Here is a 17580-nt window from a genome sequence, read left to right on the forward strand (position 1 = left end):
TTTTTCTTCCAGCTTCCAGCTTAATACTTAAAACTTGATTTAGAAGGGCATCTTGAAGCCTAATCCTCAGCACTGTAACACAGTGTTACTGAATCGAACAAGGCCAGCTGTAGCAAGGGTGCTCCGCATCAAACTAGAGATTTGATGTAACGGAGCGCCCTTTTTTTTGACCCCTATATGACCCCCAGTAAATCCAAGGCTGAGCGAGGGATTTTAAATCCCCGTTGGTTTTCAGGTTGGCAGCGGCTTGCTGGGGATCTCGGGGAATATGATTGGCGGGTAAGTGTTTGTTTTGCGGTATTGCGAGGCGGGGTTATTCCCCGAGATTTGAGAGAAGAAGCCCGGCCATGTGCCGGGCTTTTTTGTTTACGCTGGCGGTAGCGCATCGTCGTACTGGTACTTCAGCTCGCTGTAGGCGATGGCACTGATAGATGTCTCACCGCCAGACGGCCTTACATCGCGCACGATGGCGGGATTGGCGAAACGGGACTTGATGCCGAAGAACAGCGCCGTCTCCTGCGGGATGGCCGTCATCTCGAACGGGGTATCGATAGCCGCCGTGAACTCGTCAACCCGGGTGGCGTCGCGCACTTCCGACATGGTGCCGTCAACCCGCTGCAGCGCGATCACATGCTGCTCGCCAGCTACCCAGGCGAGTGGTTCGGTGCTGCGAACATGCAGGCCGGAAACCGACTCCACCACCGCGCTCTGACTCCACTCAGGGATCTCCTGCACAAAGTTCACATAATCCCCGTATTCGCTGTTTCGCGCGTCGAGTTCGGTTTTGGTGCTGTACTGCACGTTATCCAGCAGGCGGCTCATCAACTGCCGCATGCCCCACTGGTAAACCTTAGTGCGGCTGGTGATACCTTCACACTCGATCTTCTCGATTCGCGCCCCCGTGCTGCCCGGCAGCTCGCAGCGCAGGGTCTCCACTCGCCAACTGGTCTCGTCGAGATATTCCACATCGAGCCCTTCCACCTCGTTCTGGTCCGGCATGTCTATCTGGGTGATGATCTCGCTGGTGGTGTTCTGAGCGCTGTAGGTGTGCTGGTAGGCGTGCAACATCACCGGGTCGCGCTTGGTATCACGCACCGCCGAAATCAGACCACTCTTGACCGTCGGCTCCGCATAGCCCGCCATCAGCGCGGTATCCAGCGCCGCCTTGACCGTGGTGGCCTTGTTAAAGGCAAAGTCGAAATAATCCCCACGCTGATCCCAGTCGGCAGACAGCGCATCAATGGCGGCCGTGTCCATATCGGTGTTTCTGGCGATGTAATTGACGGCCTCGCCGATAGAGCGGGTGGCCACGCCGTTTAGCTTGCGGGTGGCAATCACATTGATCTGTGATTCCGACTCCGCCGACGTTGACTTGCCATCCAACCGAAAGGCCAGCGTGGTCAGATCGGGGTAGGTATCGATTTTCCGAACCATGCGCGCCCGCAGCCCGAACCACTCCAGTTTGTCCTGAATATTCTGCTTGTTGCGCTCCGCAAACCGGCGGCGCATCTGACACTCTTTCACCCGCTTTGGCGTCGGCAAATCAACGGAGAAGGTAATGCCGAACTGGTCTCGGGTCTGGGCGCGAAATGGTTTGCTCACCTGTTTCCAGCTGTCGTTCGGCCCTTCCCGATAACGGAAATACACATGCACCGGCATTTCATGGGGGTCGCCATCGCTGTCGTAACGGATCAGCCCCTGGGGCATAAACACGTCAAACTCCAGCCGATCGCACAGCTCATCCCCTGGCGTGGCCGCGAAGGTGCCCACCCAGCCCCCCTCAATGGTGTCTGGGTCGAGCTGCAATGACGTGCTGGATGTGGTGAATCCGGTGGTCCAGCCCAGCCAGGTGCTGGCCCCCAGCCCGTCAACCCGATCTACGGTCAGCAGGTTGGCCGACACCCCGGTGATCACAAAGGTTTCCCCGGCTTTGTTGATGGACAGGCGCACGCTGCTGCCGCTGTAATCAAACCCGGCCAGCGTCAGCTTGGCCGGCTCAGCCTCCACCCGGGCGGTGCCGATCACGGTATTCTGGTTCGCCTGGCTGACCGAGCCGAACACGCGCACGGCGCCGCTGATGCCGGTCACCGTAATCTTTCGCGCAGCGTAGTTGGGCAGCTCGGTGATCATCAGTCCGGCAGACACCGACACCAAGCCGGACAACGCCGTCTGTGTGAGCTGATCGTTAATGTCATCGATCAGCGCCGGTTCGTCCAGATAATCACTGTTGAGCGTGACCACCCCGGTAACGCTGCCGACGTTGACCGTGAACTGCGCGGGCTCACTGGCATAGCTCAGCGCCGGGGCCGTTTGCGCCGTCCACACCGAGGGGGTCCCGGCATTGGTGGTGGTGGGCGCGGTGTAGCTGGTCACCGCCCGACTACCGATGGCGTCACCGGCCAGCTCTACACTGTCACCACCGGATACCTGCAGCCCGGCCATATCCCCGGACAGCACATTGCCCGCCACCTGGTAATCCCGGTAATTTTCGATCTGCAGGTACATGCCGGTTTCCCAGTTAGTGGGAAAGGTCTGGCCGCTCACCGGGGTGATGGTCTTGCCGGAAAACAGGTAAGAGCCTGCCGGTGCCTGGCGGGTGGCGTCGGAAACGGTGCCCAAAGCCAAGCCGGATCCACCCGTGGAAGTGGGGCCCACTTCCTTGCTGGTGTGCCACCATCGCGCCGCCGGCTCCGCCGCCAGGCTTTCGCCAGGCCCGTAGATCGTGGCGTAATTATCGCCACCGAGGCCCACGATAGGCGAGTTCGCCACGTTGATCGAGCTTGCCGGAATGTCGTAATCACCCACACCGACGCACAGCAGCCCTTCTATCCAGTGGGTCTTGCCGTCCGGGCCAAAGTAGCGCCGGGGCGGCACTATGTAATCAGGCACTATCTTGGAGCGCCCGAACGCCTCACGAATGGGCTGGCCGTATTTCACCGCCTGGTTGCTGGCGGAAGAAAGATCAATCTCGGAGCCCTGGGTTTCGTTGCGCTTTGAAGTCTTCATGCCGCCTGGCTTGGGCGTCATTTTGCTGAGCAGATAACTACCCAGGCCGAAGGTCAGCACCTTGACCACACCCTTTTTAGGCACGAAATGGCAATCCACCGGGGCGGTCACCGGCTGGTCGAACGGCAGGCTGAACGTCAGCTCATCGTTATCCGGGTCAAAACCTGGAATATTGGCGGTCAGCCATTCGCCCAGCAGGGTGCCATGGGGAATGGCATGGGTTTCATCCGGCTGGCTGGTGAATACGTTGCTGTAAATCTGCAGCGGGTGCGTAGCATTTAACGGTTTCATGGTCTTCCTTAAATTGCGCCAGAGTCACGACACGCGGCCCAGTTTGTTCATCGGTCTCCATCGCGTACAGCCCGCCATTCAGCTCGATGCAGATGCCCACATGATGGCAGGCCCGGCCCTGAACCACGGCCAGCACATCACCCTCCGAAGGGTGGTCCCGCTCGGTGAATTGCCGCAACAACTGGGCATAATGCCGGGACTTGGCCAGGGTGTTGTCGGCGTCCAGACCATCGAAACGGGGTAGCCAGACGCCGTGAATGGCATGGAACTGATGCCGCACCAAGCCCCAGCAGTCGTACTCGGGCCATTCTCGGCCGCCATTGACATAGCGGCTGGTCATGTAGTGCTCCAGGTTACTCATACATCAAAGCCGGTGAGGTCTTGCTGTTGTAGGTCAGGCGGTTGAAGTTGCGAGCGATGACATCAAAGAACCCTGCAGTAACCCGCACCTGGGCGCCCTGGATTTGCACCGATTTAACGGTGGCGGTCAGGGTGTTGCTGGCGGGCTGGCTCAGGTCATTGGACAGGTAGGTGCGCACCCGCACCTGCGTCAGCGCCCGCTGCTCAAAGGCCTGGACGATCAGCTTTTGCGCGTCCCCCAGCACGTTATCGATTACAAAGTTCACCGTCTGGCTGCCCCGGTTGTCATGGCTGGGTTTCTCGACACCGATGCTTGCCGCCGTGAACGGTTTAAATGCTCCCAATTCCGGCACGAACAGGCTGTGATCTTCAAAACCATCACAGAGAAACACCGTCTCATCCCACGCAGAGCTCACTAACTCCAACGTCTCGATGATGACTAAATCACCGCGCCCCGCATATACCTCTTCCAGCAAGCTCATAATGATCACTCTATATTGTTTGCAGATATATTTCCCGACCCAGGGCCAAGCTGAACACCCGTAGTCCCAGCTACGATATTATTAGTAATCATGGAGTCAGTTATGGTGTTTGAAAACTGCACACCTCTCGCCGCCGCGGCGCCTAAAGATGTAACGACGTTTCCGTTAACACTTATCGATGAACCTATGCCGCCAACATAAATCCCTGCACTTTCAGCTCCATCCGCCAAGCTTACGGCGTTAGCTGAGACAGCGATGCCTTTGGAGTTTTCAACGCGAACACCGAAATCTGGGGCGTTAGATATAATGTTCGAGCTAGCAACACAATCATCTGCATCGGTAATTAAAACGCCTCTTGAAGCTGGCGAGTATATTGAGTTACCGACTACCGACACACCAGACACCCTGCCCGTTTCGTAACCCACTTTTATCCCCATTGAGCCGGGTCTAATTATCACGTTACCAGATATTGTGGCGCTCCTATATTTAGCAGTTGTGCCCCTCAACCCAGAGTAAATATAAATACCAAGAGTCGCAACGTCTTCAATCCTATTTCCCGAACAAACTACGTCACCATCAAAGTCTGATTCGTTGCGGATGCAGATGCCGCCAGCCTGGCACTCTCTAATTGTGTTTCCTTTGACGACTGCTGACTTGCACTCGATATTTATACCGTAAGAAGTAGAGCCGACCACGGTATTATTAATAATACTTATTTCCTCTGCTGCACCGTGCGTGTCTATTGCATCGCCGCCACCCATGGAACCACCAGACGATCTAGCAGAAGACGTAACAGAGTTCCCTTTAAATAAAATCCTTCTTGGAATGCCACCAAGAATTGACGTGTTATTGGTGGATAGCGAGTGTCTTACATCCTCAAAAGAGCAGTCTGACGCAGAGCAATCTTGAGTTGCGTCGATAAAGCTAACACCGTAACCCGTGCCTACGGCTTTAGTTTCCTTAAACAGCGATGACTTCACCTTGCAATACATTGAATCTTGAATAGCCACAGCTCTGTTATCTAGCCGATTAAACGCAGAGTTAACAACATTACAGCCTGACGCGGCTTTGATTAAAATACCAGTGTGCGTGTTCTCTAATAACCCAGAGCTAAATACTCCGACATCGTAAAACTTATTACCTTCGGCCATTGTCATTTTGACAATCTGAAAGCCAGTTATGTACGTGCTTTGCAGTGGTATTTTTAAGGTTATCGCCCCCGTACCAGCGTCTACTTCTGAGACTATGTTTAGCTCGCCAAGTTTTGAATTTGTATTTGACGCATCATAGATATCAGATGATTGCAGGCGAACTACATCTCCGTCTTGCAGCTCTTGTGCCGCTGCAAGTGAAGTGATTATACGGGTTCCTCTTGTTCCTCCTGATGTCACTGCGTGAGCTGTGCCGTAATCTCCAGATAATGAAACACCCGTTGCCCCTCCCGCGCAGGCGCTCATATCAATGTCGATAGCGCTTAATCTAACACCACTAGGAATAGTCAGCTGCTCTGATGTTTTATATAGACGCCCACCACCAACAACATGGCCAGCACCACAATCTAACGCCGCTTGCAAAGCGGCATGTTGACTACCTAATGAGTCAGACGACTGCGCACCGGCTTGCGCTACATCAACAGTATTATCGTCAAATAAAGCCATGGCTTGACCAGCCGATCCGAGCAAATCAATAAACTTGCAGTTATCAGCAATGCCTGTGCCAGCCGGGACAATCAAGTACTTACACCCACCGACAGGGCCGGGTACGGTTGCTGCATATCCTCCGTGGTAGCTGTTAGTGGAAACAATCTCACCCATCTTAAGCCAGTCGGCAGTCACCAAATCTGCGACGTTATCCACGAGTTGTAATGCGCCCCCCACCAGCGCAGCTCCACCTGCAGCAGCCAACTCCTGCCTAAGCACTCCATCGCCAACCGTCTTAAATTTGCCACCTTCAGGCATCCCAGCGCCGGTGGTTGTGTAAGGTAACGTTGCACTGGCTGACACCCGCCACAGCTCCCCATCAGCACGAATGATCTGATTCAGATCGGTAAGCCTTATGCCTGCAATGTAATCCTCTATTGCGCCACTTACCCCCGTGCCAACATAGCCGGACGATAGGAGGAACCTCTGATAACGCACTTCCTTGTCATCCTGCGCCGCCTGAAAATCCTGTTCCATGCCATGCCAAGTCTTGCGCGGCACTCCCTGGCGATCAGGGTGGCTGGTGCTGTTGGTGCTATTGACCAGTTCGTCCAGGTTCTTGGTGTTGTCATCCCGGTCGCGGGGATCGGCGGAGCCCACCGGGTTGCCAGTGTTGTAACGGGTATCTGTCATGATTGCCTCTAAATCAGGATTCGGGCCAGTGTTGGTTCATGGTTCGGTCGAGCAGGTCGGATTGAAAAATCTCGTCGGGGAAAAGCGCGTCGTACTGGCTGATGGTCTGCCGCTCGCGGATTTCCAGCTCGGCGGTGAAGCGCCACAGACTGGTGGTCACGAACACGGGGCCGTCGTAAATGTCGGTAAAGCGGCACTCGTAGGGCCGCAGACCCATGGGGGTTTTGATGCGGCAGTTAAACCAGTCGGCGCCGTCACTGATGGTCCAGCGAAAGAAGCCCTCGAACAACTGGGCTTGCACTTCGCTCATCAGCCAGTTGACCTTCACCATGCTCGGCACCGAGGTGAACCGCCGACGCTGACGGGCTCGGCCGCTTTGCATGTCCACCCTCATCAGCGGGCTGACGTGCTGGATGGCATAGCCCGCCTGTTGTGGCAGCGGTAACTGGCTGGGGTAATCGATAGTTGCCATTAACGACCCCTCCGTTGCAGGCCATAGGTTTGTTCGAGCATCTGGGCGCGTTCGCCACCGCTGCCGATGTCGGTCACGAAGGCGTTGATTTCGCTGCTGCCGTCTTCGCGCTGGCGTTGCTCTACCTGGCCGGCCTTGTTGCGGTCTTCAATCAGGTTGACGGTGACGTTGCTTTGCCCGCCGCGTTGCTGTTGTGAGTTGACGCGGCCTAGCGTGTGGTCAAGGCGGTCGCTGCCGCCCGGTGACCCACCGCCCGATGCGGATCCGATGGCTCCACCGTTGGCCATTCGCTCCAGGTTGCCAACGCCGATGCGGCGCGTGGCGGCGGCATTCATTACAAACTCTTTACCGTGAACGACACCGGCGATTTCATCTTCTGCCACGTCGCCGGTATAGCCGCCCTCCTGAAAACCTCCGAGCAAGGCGTAAGCGGCGATCAGCGCCGTACCACCGACCACAGCGGCGGCGCCCATGGTGCCGATAGAGGCAACCAGGGCTGCAGGCAACCAGGCGGCGGCGGTAGTGCCTGCTGCTGCCACCTGAGTGGCGGTAGTGGTTGCCGTCGCGGCGGTGCTCGCTGCAGTGGTTGCCGTTGTTGCGGCAATGCTGGCGGCGGCCTTGGTGGATTCAGAGGCCACCACGGCGGTGGTTTCGGCGGTAATGCCGGCCATCTTCAGCGCTTCGTAAACCAGCCACTCGGCCATCATTCGGCCGATGGCGTTAACCACGGATCGCATCATGCCTTCGGCCATGCCGGCCATGGCATCTTCAAAGGTTTCGGCGTCGAAGATCATCGACTCGAATGCGCTGCCAAAGCCGGTGCTGAGCTGGTCGATGGTGTTAGCGGCCAGCTCGTCGAAGTTGGTCAGGCTCTCGGCTGCCGCTTCCAGGTATCGTTCCCAGTAGCCGCCGTTGATTTCCATCAAGCTGTCGGCGCGTTCCTGCTCCAGCCGCAGCATGGCCTCGGTGCGAGCCTGCTCGGTCAGCTCGGTGGCAGCAAGAATGGTTTCGCGGCGGCGATCGTAAGACGCTTCAATCGCTTCTTCTTCGGTGCGCAGGCTTTCGATAATGGCCGAGGCGTCGGCGTTGATCTCTTTCTGTGCCTCGAAGGCTTCGACGGTGGCCATGGAGGCTTGGGCAAGTTTCAGCTGGGCGTCGCTCGCCCCCAGAGTGGCCAACTCGGTCAGTTTGATGGCGTCGGCGTTCATGCCGATTTGATCGGCTTGTTGTTTCAGCCCCGCCAGCTCACGCTCTAACGCATCGGCCCGCTTGGCGGCCTCTTTGGCTTCGTCTCTTCCGCCCCCTGTACCACCCGAACCCGTGGCGGGAAGCCCGTCGCGAGTGCGGTTACGGATTTCTTCGCGCAGCTTGTCGCCCTTGGCTTTGACGTCGGCCAGATACTGGTCGATGCCGTCGCTGGGCAATGGTCGGCTAAGCACCTCACCCAGCTCCTGCTGGGCTGCTATCACGGCGGCATTGGCATCGGTAATTTGCTGCCGCTGCCGCTCCATGAAGTCGGAATCGGTAAAGCTACCCAGCAGATCGATGTCGTCGACACCAGGCAGCAGGTTGTAAGCCTGAATCACCTTGTTCAGGCCAGCGATTACGTTATCGAAGAAGCCGGACATGGAGCGCCAGCCGCCCTCGGCAAACTCAGACACCGACAGATCCCAGCTTGCGGTGGACAGTTTGAATTGTTTGTCGACCACTTGCAGTTCGCGGAACTTGTCGAGCAATGGCCCCAATGCGGCAATGGAGTCGTGAATAGCACCAGGCAGAGCAGCGGCCAATCCGTCTGAACCATCGGCGGCGTCCACCAGGTAATCCCCCAGCACGCTGAGGTAGGGCGCCAGCTCGGCGGCCACCACGTCGGACATGGCCCCCATAATGGAAGTGATGCGGTCATACTGATCAGCAAACTCGCCCAGCATAGCCACGTCCATTTCACTGAGCACTATGCCAAGGTTGTCCGCCTCGGCGGCCATGGCCTTGAGCTGCTTGCCGTTATCCGCCAGCAGCGGTGCCAGCGCAGTTGCCTCGTCAGCCATCGACTCCATGTAGAAGGTGATTTCCTGCTGGCTGAGGCCCGCCTTTTGCAGGCTGTCGTAATACAACTGCAAGCCCTGGGCGCCACTCAACTTGCGGAACTGCTCGGCGGTCACACCGACCTTGGGAGCGATCTGCTCGAAGAAGTCTGCCATCTCGCCACCGCCGGTGGTGATGAAGTCCCCCACCCGGTCGTTGACGTCTTTGAGAATGTCACCCAGCTTGCCTTGCTCAATGCCCGCCGAATTGGCGGCATAACTCCAGCGCTGAAAATCTTCCACACCGGTATTCGCCAAGGCAGCCATGTTGGTCAGCTCCTTGGCGCCTTGGGCTGCATTGTTGGTAAAGGCCACCACAGCAACACCTGTCCCGGCAACGGCGGCCGCCATGCCGGTAGCGGCCGCGCCCAGGGTCGTCACGGTTTTTGCCGCGTCGGAAACGGACTTTTGAATATCACCCATTCGCCGCTTGGCGGTGCGGGAGGCCTGATCCAGCGGGCCGGTAAAGCCGCCAACTTTGGCGATCAAGTCCAGCGTCAAAGTTCCCAGACTTCTGCTCATCGTTTCTCCAGGCATAAAAAAACCCGCCGAAGCGGGTTTGTTTGGTTAATTTCAGAAAATCAGCTGCTTTCCGGTTTATCCCGGCCAATCAGCAGGCCGACCAACAAGAAGATGGCCGCCATAAAGAAACTCACAAAGCCAGTCATTACAGTGACAATACCTCCGCCAGCAACCGCGCCGGCAGTAGCAGCACCACTACTCTCTGCACCTATTTCAGCAACCTGAACGCCACTGAAAATAAGGGCAGAAAGTGGCAGCATCAGAGAAAAAATAGCGCTGCCGATCAACAGGCGTCGCCAAGCTTTGGCTGCTCGCTTGGCTTTAAAAGCAATCACCAATGCCAACGCCCAAAGCCCAAAAAGAATCGGACCAACCAAAGCCTCATTTCCGCCAAGCGGTAAAATGATCACCATGTAACCAATAAAGGCGAACGCAAACCCGCCCACCAGCCCCGCGAGTAACTTTCCAATAAAGCTCATTTTTATCCCCTGCAAAAACGCTCATTCTTGCAGGGGGTTAATATTTGATCAAGGATTCAGACGTTACCGGATCAGCGGTTCGGCCAAGCGCTCCATGTTTGCTTCACCATGCAGGATGCGCATCCGGCCCAGCAGTTCGGCGCCGTATTGCATGTACTGATTCATGTCGCGGCGAAAGGCGCTGACGTGATCGATGGGTACCAGTGCCACCTGCCCCAGCTTTTTGATGGCGAACTTCCCACCTTCCGAGTACACCAGGTAGCGACCGGGCGGCAGATCTTCCATGCCGGCCAGATCAATGGTGCTGATAGCGGGCGCAGGGAGCTGCGGCATATCGTCCATCAATTGGCCTTCAAGAATAACCTTGTGAACATACTCCACAGCCAGCGGGATTTGCTCGACCGTAAGTTCCTCTACGCTGTTAACGGAAAATCGCTGATGAACCAGGCTGTACGCATCGGCGTAGTTCAGATTGGTGGTTTTACCTACCAACATATTCACGGCATTTTTCAGTGGCGTGCGATCTGCCTTGCTGCTGTAGCTCGGCGCACTGGCCACTTCTTTATCCAGCACATCCAACACCCACTTACGAAACGCCTTGGCAACTTTGGTACGGGAAAGCATGGCCAGCAAGTGGGCACCACGCAGGGAGAAAATGCGCACCTCTTTCTGGTAATTCCCTGAGAGGGTCAATTTGACCTTCTCAGTCATGCAAGGAGTAAACTCATCAGCGTTACGACTATAAATACGACTTACGGCATTCTCGTTGGCGTAGCCAAGGGCCTTTGCGATCTGGACAGCTTGCAGCCAGCGCTGGCCGTGATAGTCAACAATGTCCAGCTGGGTCTGCTGGAATGACAGCTGAGTATTTGCTAAAGTAAGCATGTCTTTACCTTCTTTGATGAGTTGGATTGAAGATTCGGCCTTAGCGGTTGCCCCCGCTAAGGCTTTTTTGTTTTTACTGACCTCTCCGTTCATTTTTAACGCTCTCCTTAAGACGCTGGATCATTTCTGAATTCAGTGACCGGCCATTTTCTTTAGCCAGCAACTGGAGCATCTCTTTCAGGTCCGGCTGCATCCGCAGGCTGTAGGGTTTAACTGCCTTGAGTTCCATGCTTCCTCCTTACTGATGTCAATTTGACATCACCAGATTAACCAGTCAGTTCCATGATGTCAACTAGCCACCATAGAAAATGATGTCAATTTGCTGCTATCTTCCCGCCATGAAAGAAAAAGCCTACCCAAGCGAAAAGCTAGACAAATTTATGCTTCGGTTTCCCGACGGCATGCGTGACGACATCAAGAATGCTGCTGAGGCTTCTGGCCGCTCAATGAACGCTGAAATCGTCCACCGTCTGCAGCAATCTTTTGCGGGTAGCTCCAGCGTGCCCGAAAGCCTGCTTGGTCAGCTTTTTGATAGCAGGCATAACAAGCTCCTTGAATCTGAAGCTGTTGACTCTGAAGATATTGCGCAGCTCCTGAGCTGGATCAGTGAAGTGCAAGGCAGTCTCGTTCAGCGTCTTATCCATCTTAATTCTCACTCTAAAGGCGACGAATAACCCCAGTGTAAAGCCCTTTTCTGCCTGTTTTTGATAAACCCATCTTTTCAAAACGATGGGTTTATTTTTGAGCAGAAACCCTGATGAAGAGGTGCGCGTGTCATATACGCACCCTATCTGTTGACACTCTGTCAACCACCTGCATAACGCAGGTGGTTAAGCTGCACGGTTACCACAATCGCTCAGATGCCAAGTAAAGGGGTGGTGATAATAACCACCCCCTTCAACCATGCTCATATGAGCACACCTCGCTCTCGCGGGGGTATCAAGGAAATCTTGATACCTTCTGCAACGCATCATGAGCAGGCGCTTTCATAACTGTCTTATTTTGATATCTCACTGAGACCGTCAAATTGACGGTCTCAGTGAGATATCTTGTTTCATAAGGCTTTTCTGTTTCTGAGTGGTCATGATGACCACGGTAGCCGGGGCGGTCGTCATAACCGTAAAGCCTCAAAGCCTGCACCCTGCGTGATACAGGTTCCGGTATTACCATAATGGTAATACCATCGAATGCAGGGTGCTTTGCATAAGAAGCCCCGCTCTATGGCGGGGCTAATGGTAGTCAATGCGGAGCTGATATTTCCTTTCCAGGCTCTGCTGCTCCTGGCTTAGCGCGCCTTTTTCCTGCTGCCGCTGCTTCAGCGCCCGACCGGCCAGGCTGCCCATCTGCTCGGACAACCGCTGTTTGAGCACAAAATCATGAAGCTCCCTGTGAGGCTGAAGACTCAGCTCACCACTAAAGAACCGATCCAGTATGTGGTAAACACCCACCTCGAAGGCGGGGTCAATCCAGGCCGCGTATTTGTAGGCGAGATACTTGCAAGCCCAGGTGCCGGGCGTTCTGCCACCCTTGGAGATTCTCAAAGCCGGATTTCCGGCTTTGGTCAATTCTTCAACAAAGGCGGCCGTTCTGTCGTTTTCAAGAAAATAGTTCGGCCGGTCTTTTTTCTTGCCGCCAGCCGCCTTCCACATATCGGTCAGAGACACCATGCCGTCTTCGGCCACTTTTACTGTCTGGTTACATAGGATCAGTTCTTTCATGTTGCTTCCTCATGATCTTGTGCTTCAGAAGAAAACGCACTCCCAGGGCGGCTGAAGCGGGCCACCCGGTTCGGTGATCGGCCTAGGGAGTGCATAAACAAAAAGCCCCGGCAAATTGCCAGGGCTGAAAATAGGGTTGCAGGCAGGGCGGGCCTATCCTGCAAAAAAACATATTCCGCCGCAGCGGGTCAGTGCCACGACTCCATGGCGTCATCGAGCGACACTTCTGGCTCGTCGTGATAGGGGGCAAAGTCGGTCAGGCTGTAGCCGCCGTGCTTGCTGTGGCTATTGGCGTACAGCGAGGCCAGTAAGGCGCTGCCCCGCTCTACCCTCAAACCCATGTGCAGGGTGCCGCGTTTAGCCCGGTACTTGGCCCAGGCGATAAACTCGGGATAACTGATCCGCTCCTGCGCTTCGGCAATGGTGCGCCCCCCCACGCCATTGAGCACCAACTCATGCCAAAGCTCGTCCGTGTCGGTCAGCTCGGCGTCTTTCCCACGCCGTTCACCTCGGCAATGGCCGCCAGCAGCGCCACCGTCAGGTTGCCATCCAGTGCGCCCCGCTCCGGATCGGCGTCGCCGGTAATGTCGGCAGGCGTAAACACCGGCTTACCCTCGGCGTCACAGATGCTGGCGGCGATGCGGCCGGCCACGGCATCGGTCTTTTGATGGTGGGCGGTCATGTCGCTGATGGCGGTGCGGTAACTGAACGGTCGCACAAACACGGTGGCGGTCAGCTGCTGCTCGCCCTGCTGCCAGGTAATGTCTTTTTCTACGGGGGCGCCGGTAAAGGCGCCCATGGTTTTCAGGCTATCGATGGTCAGGGTCATACAATTTCCTTCTTGGTCCAGGTGCCTTTGCCGCTGCGCTGAATGGTGGCGGCAGTGGCCACCAGGGTGTTACTGGCGAAGTCGAACGGGAAGTCGGAGACGTAACCGCTGAACTCGTACCAGGTGCGAGAGGTGGGCAGCTCGAACGCACCGCCGCCCACGTCGACCGTGGGCGGAATGTCTTTGCCGTCGGACCAACCCACCACCCACTTGATGGTGCGGTCGTCGTCTTCCTGCGCCAGCTCGTCCAGGCGGATGTGGCTGGCCAGCTCAGGGTCGGCATTCACGGTCAGGGTGGCTTGCCCCGGGGTGCGCAGGCCCTTCTTGTATTTGCGGATATTGTCTTCGAGGCTGTTATCTTCAATTTGGTCAGCCGGTGCGCCGCCGGGGTTGAAGGCGGTCACGGCCTCAACCTTGACCACGGCGTCGGTGTCGGGATCCAGAAAGTAAATCTGGGTGCCTTGGGTTAATTTACTCATTGCTGTGCCCTCTGGGGGTTGGGTAATAAAAAGCCCGCTCAGGGCGGGCCAATATTGCTATCGCAGAATTATCCAGTCGATGTCGAAACTTCGACAGTAAGCCTTGGTTTCCGTGTCTCGCTCTTCGCCGCCCCAGCGGGTGATATAGGCGTGAGGCTCAATGGCATCACGAAGTGAGCGAGTAACGGCCCGTGCGTCGCTGCCGGTTCCGGCATAGACATCCACTTGCAGGGTGTAGCCGTCGGCGTCAGGGCGACCCGCCAGGTAGTTCTCGGGTGAGCCGGTGATTACCTGCCAAGTGGCGTACGGATAGACCGTACCTTGGGGTGCCTCACCAAACGGAAACAGCCGCACCGGACCGGTGCCCAGCAGCGCAGTCACCGCCGGATCGGCTGCACACACGTTAAAAATGGGTGGAACCATCAGCCTCCCCCTTGTTTCGCTGCGCGCTTGATGGCTCGATCGAGCGCCTTGTCGTAGTGGGTGGCAAACTCGCCGATCGCCTCGCTGATGTTGTCGGCCAAGGCCTTGCGCATAAACGGCTGTGCCCGCATGCGCTCGGTACCGAACTCCAGCATTCGCCAGTGTCTGGTATCACCACCAGGTAGGTTGCTATAATTACCAGACGCCGCCTTGCCGCCTGCGCCCCCCATCACGCCGACCCGAAACATCAGGTCGCCGGTTTTGTTGAATCTCCGCCGACTGAACCGGGTAACGATGTTGTCGGCAATGCGGGCTGGTGTCTTGGGATCATCCACTCGTTCGGCACCGGCTTTGGCCTTATTGGCTATCAGGTTGGCAGCCTTGCGCAGGGCAAAGCGACCGCCTTTGTACTTGATGTCCTCACTGACGGTTTTCAGTTTGGCGTCCAGCGCATCAAGCCCTATCAGGTTGAATTGAATGGTATCGGCCATTATCAATCCCCGTCGTTGGTACCCATGGAAACCGGCAGGGTCAGGTAGTGCCGGCCAGATTCCGGATCCGGCAACGGGGCATGGATGTTATATGCCTGCCCCCGGTGTAGCAGCCGCATGGTGGCATCGATGCCTGAGCGATAGCGCATCACCACCTTGGCGCTGATCTTGGACTGGCCCGCGTCGGCGGCGATAAATTCCCGCGCGCTTAGCGGCTCAACCGATGCCCATACCGTGGCCACGGGTGTCCAGTCGGGCAGTATTTCGCCCGTGTCCGGATCTTGCGTTTGCCCTGGTCGCTCGATGGTGATGCGGTGGCGTAGCTTGCCTGATCTCATAGATTCACCCATCGATGCGGCGACCACAGCGCCAGCGTAGCCATAGGCAGTGCGGCCGTAATGGTACCGACCACCACCGCCTCCCGGTTTTCGTACCAGTGGCCGATCAGCAGGAGGGCGCCTTGCTCTATGCTCTTGCTCAGGTGCAGGGCATTGCCCGGCGGATCTGGCAACGCGTCAACAGGATGAACCAAGGTGCGGTTGGTCCAGACCTCAAAGGCACTGAAGGCAGCGTCGGTATAGCCCTGGATCAGCGCGTCTTCATCGATGTGGTCGACGCGCAACTGGGCCTTGACGACATCGAGGTTGATCATTGTGCCGCCTTGGTTCTGGTTTTTGTTGCGGCCTGCGGCGCGCTTCCTGGCAGAGTCGCCACCTTGAGGTGATCGACCGCAACCAGAGCGCAGCGTTCGGAAACTTGTTGTTCGCCTGCTTCAATTTCGATGACGCGATTGCCGTCCTCGGCGAACAGAAACGGCTTGTTAACGATGATGGTGTGCATGTCACCTCCGGTAAAGATGGGCGCCCGTAGGCGCCCGATTTACTTACACGCTCAGGGTCAGCACCTTGACCGCTTGCGAATCCGTCATCATGCCGCCGACGCGCTTGGTGGTGTAGAACCCCACGTTCGGCTTATTGGTGTACGGGTCACGCAATACCCGGGTGCCGATGCGATCGACGATGGTGTAAGCCTGCTTGAAGTCACCAAAGAGCACTGCATTTGAATCTGCCGCCACTGCGGGCATGTCTTCGTTTTCGACCAAACCATAGCCCAGCAGGCTTGACGGCTGTCCCGCCTGCAGTCCCGGCTGCCAGATATAGGCTCCACTGGTCTGATCCTTGAATGTGCGCACCTTGAACATGGTCATGGCGGGCATCATCCAGCGACCGTTACTGCGGTAACCGGCTTTCAGTGTGTACAGCAGCTTGATCAGGTCGTCGGCGTCGAAGTCACCCGCCGTGCCAGAATGCAGTTTTTGCAGCTGACCGAAGGCGCGGATAGCGTCATCGGTAACGGCCATGGTGTAGGCCAGAAGCCCCTTGGGCTTGTTGGTACCATCACCGGTCAGGAAGGCGGCGCCTTCTTTTTCGGCGAACTCGCGGGCCACTTCCGACTGCAGCCACTGTTCGGCATTGAAGAACATGTCGTCCAAGCTGGTTTGGGTGGCTTGCGGGTTGGCGTAAATTTCACCCATGACGGCGGCGATCTGCGCCAGCGTCGGGGTGCCGGTCGCCGGTCGGGCCGCCGTCTCACCTACCCAACCGGAGCCGGCACCGCCGAGGCTAACCAGCTTCTTGTAATCCGGGGTGCTGACGGTGATCTGGTTGCACACCTGACGCATGGGGGACACATCTTTCAGCAGCGTCAAAATGGCGCGATCCAGCTCTTCCGGCACGGCATAGCCGCCATCGGTATCAACGGTGGTCTGCAGCGCCTTGGCCTGCAGTTCACCCAGGCCATCGTCTTTACCTTTGCGAACGAAATTCATGAAAGCGGTTTTGTGCTCGGACACCTCCTTACCGCCGGTGGCGCCGGGACGCTTGATAGCCGCCAGCTCTTTTTCCAGGTTGGACTTCATTTCGTCCAACTCGGACAGCTTGCCGTTCAGGGTCTCGACCTGTTCGGACAGCTTGCCTTTTTCGGCTTCGATGGCATCGACGCGCTTGTCGTTGCTGGACTTGAATTCATCAAACTTCTTGCCGAGGGCTTCGGCAACGTCCTGTACGTCTTTCAGTTCTACAGCCATGAGAGGCTCCTTATAGGGTATTCATCAGATTTTTAAGGGATTGCAGGGCTTCATTTACTCCCGCCTCTCGCGGGGTAATGGCGCCATAGCCTTTGGCCATGAAGGCCTTGGCTTGTGAGCCAGAAAACCCAACCTCTCGCAGGGCCTTCTCGATCTTGCTCGGCGGCGGCGTTTCGCCACGTTCGAGCAGGGATTTCACTTCAGAGATGCGCGCCTCGTCGTTTGAGCCAAAGGTGACCGGCGACACTTCCCACAGGTCGATCTCCTTGAGAATGAATGCGCCTTTTTCACTGTCATATTCGTAATCGTCGAGAATGTAGCCGATGGACAGGCCGGTTAAGCTGCCCGCCTTCATGTGGGCATGAGCTCGGCGCGCCAGCGGGTCATCCTGGATAAGCAATCGGCCCTTCACATACAGCCCGACTTCATCTTCGTGCATCTCGGTATATACGCCGATCGGCTCTTTTATTTGATGCTGCCAAAGCATGGCCGGAAGCTGGCCTTTTTCTTTCCATCGAGCCAGCGACTTCTGAAAGGCACCGGGCACCACAATGTCGGAATGGCTGTCCTTGACACCAAACACGGAACCGTAGCCCTCGAACTCGCCAGTTTCACTGACCGACTTGATGGTCAGCGGCAT

Annotated in this window: 21 protein-coding genes; 1 reads left to right on the top strand and 20 read right to left on the bottom strand. The window is 56.7% G+C overall.

Annotation, left to right across the window (positions count from 1 at the left end; all coding sequences use genetic code 11):
* Positions 1-366: 366 nt before the first annotated feature.
* The 9 genes from ABD827_RS16435 to ABD827_RS16475 all read right to left on the bottom strand — a co-directional run bounded on the left by ABD827_RS16435 (position 367) and on the right by ABD827_RS16475 (position 11143).
* Positions 367-3297: a host specificity factor TipJ family phage tail protein gene (locus ABD827_RS16435; RefSeq protein ID WP_344965752.1), complete on the bottom strand. Its 2931-nt coding sequence runs from the start codon at positions 3295-3297 to the stop codon at positions 367-369.
* A complete protein-coding gene (locus tag ABD827_RS16440; RefSeq protein WP_344965753.1) occupies positions 3230-3658 on the bottom strand; it encodes an NlpC/P60 family protein in 429 nt (142 codons plus the stop codon). The genes ABD827_RS16435 and ABD827_RS16440 overlap by 68 nt, the downstream gene beginning before the upstream one ends.
* Positions 3651-4139, bottom strand: coding sequence for a DUF1833 family protein (locus ABD827_RS16445; protein WP_344965754.1), 489 nt, complete (start codon positions 4137-4139; stop codon positions 3651-3653). Before ABD827_RS16445 ends, ABD827_RS16440 begins: the two co-directional genes overlap by 8 nt.
* 5 nt (positions 4140-4144) lie before the next feature.
* On the bottom strand, positions 4145-6472 hold the full coding sequence (locus ABD827_RS16450; protein ID WP_344965755.1) for a right-handed parallel beta-helix repeat-containing protein: 2328 nt from the start codon (positions 6470-6472) through the stop codon (positions 4145-4147).
* A gap of 13 nt (positions 6473-6485) precedes the next feature.
* Positions 6486-6944 (bottom strand): hypothetical protein, encoded by a 459-nt coding sequence (locus tag ABD827_RS16455; protein WP_344965757.1) that lies wholly within the window; start codon positions 6942-6944, stop codon positions 6486-6488.
* Positions 6944-9550 carry a hypothetical protein gene (locus tag ABD827_RS16460; RefSeq protein WP_344965758.1) on the bottom strand — a complete coding sequence of 869 codons (2607 nt, stop codon included), beginning with the start codon at positions 9548-9550 and terminating at the stop codon, positions 6944-6946. Before ABD827_RS16460 ends, ABD827_RS16455 begins: the two co-directional genes overlap by 1 nt.
* A gap of 59 nt (positions 9551-9609) precedes the next feature.
* Positions 9610-10029, bottom strand: coding sequence for a hypothetical protein (locus tag ABD827_RS16465; RefSeq protein ID WP_344965759.1), 420 nt, complete (start codon positions 10027-10029; stop codon positions 9610-9612).
* Positions 10030-10092: 63 nt separating this feature from the next.
* Positions 10093-11007 carry a BRO-N domain-containing protein gene (locus tag ABD827_RS16470; protein WP_344965760.1) on the bottom strand — a complete coding sequence of 305 codons (915 nt, stop codon included), beginning with the start codon at positions 11005-11007 and terminating at the stop codon, positions 10093-10095.
* Positions 10988-11143, bottom strand: a complete 156-nt coding sequence (locus ABD827_RS16475; RefSeq protein ID WP_344965761.1) for an Arc family DNA-binding protein — start codon at positions 11141-11143, stop codon at positions 10988-10990. Before ABD827_RS16475 ends, ABD827_RS16470 begins: the two co-directional genes overlap by 20 nt.
* Positions 11144-11252: 109 nt before the next feature.
* Between ABD827_RS16475 and ABD827_RS16480 the strand changes: the two genes are divergently transcribed.
* Entirely contained in the window at positions 11253-11588 is a 336-nt protein-coding gene (locus ABD827_RS16480) for an Arc family DNA-binding protein (RefSeq protein ID WP_344965762.1), read from the top strand.
* A gap of 555 nt (positions 11589-12143) precedes the next feature.
* On the opposite strand, the gene ABD827_RS16485 is transcribed toward ABD827_RS16480, so the two are convergent.
* The 11 genes from ABD827_RS16485 to ABD827_RS16535 form a co-directional block, all read right to left on the bottom strand.
* On the bottom strand, positions 12144-12632 hold the full coding sequence (locus ABD827_RS16485; protein WP_344965763.1) for a KilA-N domain-containing protein: 489 nt from the start codon (positions 12630-12632) through the stop codon (positions 12144-12146).
* A gap of 188 nt (positions 12633-12820) precedes the next feature.
* A complete protein-coding gene (locus ABD827_RS16490) occupies positions 12821-13081 on the bottom strand; it encodes a phage tail assembly protein T (RefSeq protein ID WP_344965764.1) in 261 nt (86 codons plus the stop codon).
* Between the two features lie 29 nt (positions 13082-13110).
* Complete coding sequence (locus tag ABD827_RS16495; RefSeq protein ID WP_344965765.1) at positions 13111-13461, bottom strand: phage tail assembly chaperone family protein, TAC; 351 nt, start codon at positions 13459-13461, stop codon at positions 13111-13113.
* Positions 13458-13940 (bottom strand): phage tail tube protein, encoded by a 483-nt coding sequence (locus ABD827_RS16500; RefSeq protein WP_344965767.1) that lies wholly within the window; start codon positions 13938-13940, stop codon positions 13458-13460. Before ABD827_RS16500 ends, ABD827_RS16495 begins: the two co-directional genes overlap by 4 nt.
* 57 nt (positions 13941-13997) lie before the next feature.
* Positions 13998-14363 (bottom strand): DUF3168 domain-containing protein, encoded by a 366-nt coding sequence (locus ABD827_RS16505; RefSeq protein ID WP_344965768.1) that lies wholly within the window; start codon positions 14361-14363, stop codon positions 13998-14000.
* Positions 14363-14854 carry an HK97-gp10 family putative phage morphogenesis protein gene (locus ABD827_RS16510; RefSeq protein WP_344965769.1) on the bottom strand — a complete coding sequence of 164 codons (492 nt, stop codon included), beginning with the start codon at positions 14852-14854 and terminating at the stop codon, positions 14363-14365. The genes ABD827_RS16505 and ABD827_RS16510 overlap by 1 nt, the downstream gene beginning before the upstream one ends.
* 2 nt (positions 14855-14856) lie before the next feature.
* Positions 14857-15192 carry a phage head closure protein gene (locus ABD827_RS16515; RefSeq protein ID WP_344965770.1) on the bottom strand — a complete coding sequence of 112 codons (336 nt, stop codon included), beginning with the start codon at positions 15190-15192 and terminating at the stop codon, positions 14857-14859.
* Complete coding sequence (locus tag ABD827_RS16520) at positions 15189-15506, bottom strand: head-tail connector protein (RefSeq protein WP_344965771.1); 318 nt, start codon at positions 15504-15506, stop codon at positions 15189-15191. The genes ABD827_RS16515 and ABD827_RS16520 overlap by 4 nt, the downstream gene beginning before the upstream one ends.
* On the bottom strand, positions 15503-15694 hold the full coding sequence (locus ABD827_RS16525) for a hypothetical protein (RefSeq protein WP_344965773.1): 192 nt from the start codon (positions 15692-15694) through the stop codon (positions 15503-15505). The genes ABD827_RS16520 and ABD827_RS16525 overlap by 4 nt, the downstream gene beginning before the upstream one ends.
* 43 nt (positions 15695-15737) lie before the next feature.
* Positions 15738-16940: a phage major capsid protein gene (locus tag ABD827_RS16530; RefSeq protein WP_344965774.1), complete on the bottom strand. Its 1203-nt coding sequence runs from the start codon at positions 16938-16940 to the stop codon at positions 15738-15740.
* A gap of 10 nt (positions 16941-16950) precedes the next feature.
* Positions 16951-17580 (bottom strand): HK97 family phage prohead protease, encoded by a 630-nt coding sequence (locus ABD827_RS16535; protein WP_344965775.1) that lies wholly within the window; start codon positions 17578-17580, stop codon positions 16951-16953.

The organism is Oceanisphaera sediminis (genome assembly GCF_039539745.1).
GTDB classification, from domain to species: Bacteria; Pseudomonadota; Gammaproteobacteria; order Enterobacterales; family Aeromonadaceae; genus Oceanimonas; species Oceanimonas sediminis.

Excerpts from the sequence above, each read along its gene's own strand:
- ABD827_RS16445 (WP_344965754.1), bottom strand. The coding sequence starts at position 4,139 with ATGAGCTTGCTGGAAGAGGTATATGCGGGGCGCGGTGATTTAGTCATC.
- ABD827_RS16520 (WP_344965771.1), bottom strand. The coding sequence starts at position 15,506 with ATGATCAACCTCGATGTCGTCAAGGCCCAGTTGCGCGTCGACCACATC.
- ABD827_RS16515 (WP_344965770.1), bottom strand. The coding sequence starts at position 15,192 with ATGAGATCAGGCAAGCTACGCCACCGCATCACCATCGAGCGACCAGGG.
- ABD827_RS16530 (WP_344965774.1), bottom strand. The coding sequence starts at position 16,940 with ATGGCTGTAGAACTGAAAGACGTACAGGACGTTGCCGAAGCCCTCGGC.
- ABD827_RS16455 (WP_344965757.1), bottom strand. The coding sequence starts at position 6,944 with ATGGCAACTATCGATTACCCCAGCCAGTTACCGCTGCCACAACAGGCG.
- ABD827_RS16465 (WP_344965759.1), bottom strand. The coding sequence starts at position 10,029 with ATGAGCTTTATTGGAAAGTTACTCGCGGGGCTGGTGGGCGGGTTTGCG.
- ABD827_RS16440 (WP_344965753.1), bottom strand. The coding sequence starts at position 3,658 with ATGAGTAACCTGGAGCACTACATGACCAGCCGCTATGTCAATGGCGGC.
- ABD827_RS16535 (WP_344965775.1), bottom strand. The coding sequence starts at position 17,580 with ATGCCGCTGACCATCAAGTCGGTCAGTGAAACTGGCGAGTTCGAGGGC.
- ABD827_RS16525 (WP_344965773.1), bottom strand. The coding sequence starts at position 15,694 with ATGCACACCATCATCGTTAACAAGCCGTTTCTGTTCGCCGAGGACGGC.
- ABD827_RS16505 (WP_344965768.1), bottom strand. The coding sequence starts at position 14,363 with ATGGTTCCACCCATTTTTAACGTGTGTGCAGCCGATCCGGCGGTGACT.
- ABD827_RS16435 (WP_344965752.1), bottom strand. The coding sequence starts at position 3,297 with ATGAAACCGTTAAATGCTACGCACCCGCTGCAGATTTACAGCAACGTA.
- ABD827_RS16475 (WP_344965761.1), bottom strand. The coding sequence starts at position 11,143 with ATGGAACTCAAGGCAGTTAAACCCTACAGCCTGCGGATGCAGCCGGAC.
- ABD827_RS16510 (WP_344965769.1), bottom strand. The coding sequence starts at position 14,854 with ATGGCCGATACCATTCAATTCAACCTGATAGGGCTTGATGCGCTGGAC.
- ABD827_RS16485 (WP_344965763.1), bottom strand. The coding sequence starts at position 12,632 with ATGAAAGAACTGATCCTATGTAACCAGACAGTAAAAGTGGCCGAAGAC.
- ABD827_RS16480 (WP_344965762.1), top strand. The coding sequence starts at position 11,253 with ATGAAAGAAAAAGCCTACCCAAGCGAAAAGCTAGACAAATTTATGCTT.
- ABD827_RS16500 (WP_344965767.1), bottom strand. The coding sequence starts at position 13,940 with ATGAGTAAATTAACCCAAGGCACCCAGATTTACTTTCTGGATCCCGAC.
- ABD827_RS16450 (WP_344965755.1), bottom strand. The coding sequence starts at position 6,472 with ATGACAGATACCCGTTACAACACTGGCAACCCGGTGGGCTCCGCCGAT.
- ABD827_RS16470 (WP_344965760.1), bottom strand. The coding sequence starts at position 11,007 with ATGAACGGAGAGGTCAGTAAAAACAAAAAAGCCTTAGCGGGGGCAACC.
- ABD827_RS16460 (WP_344965758.1), bottom strand. The coding sequence starts at position 9,550 with ATGAGCAGAAGTCTGGGAACTTTGACGCTGGACTTGATCGCCAAAGTT.
- ABD827_RS16495 (WP_344965765.1), bottom strand. The coding sequence starts at position 13,461 with ATGACCCTGACCATCGATAGCCTGAAAACCATGGGCGCCTTTACCGGC.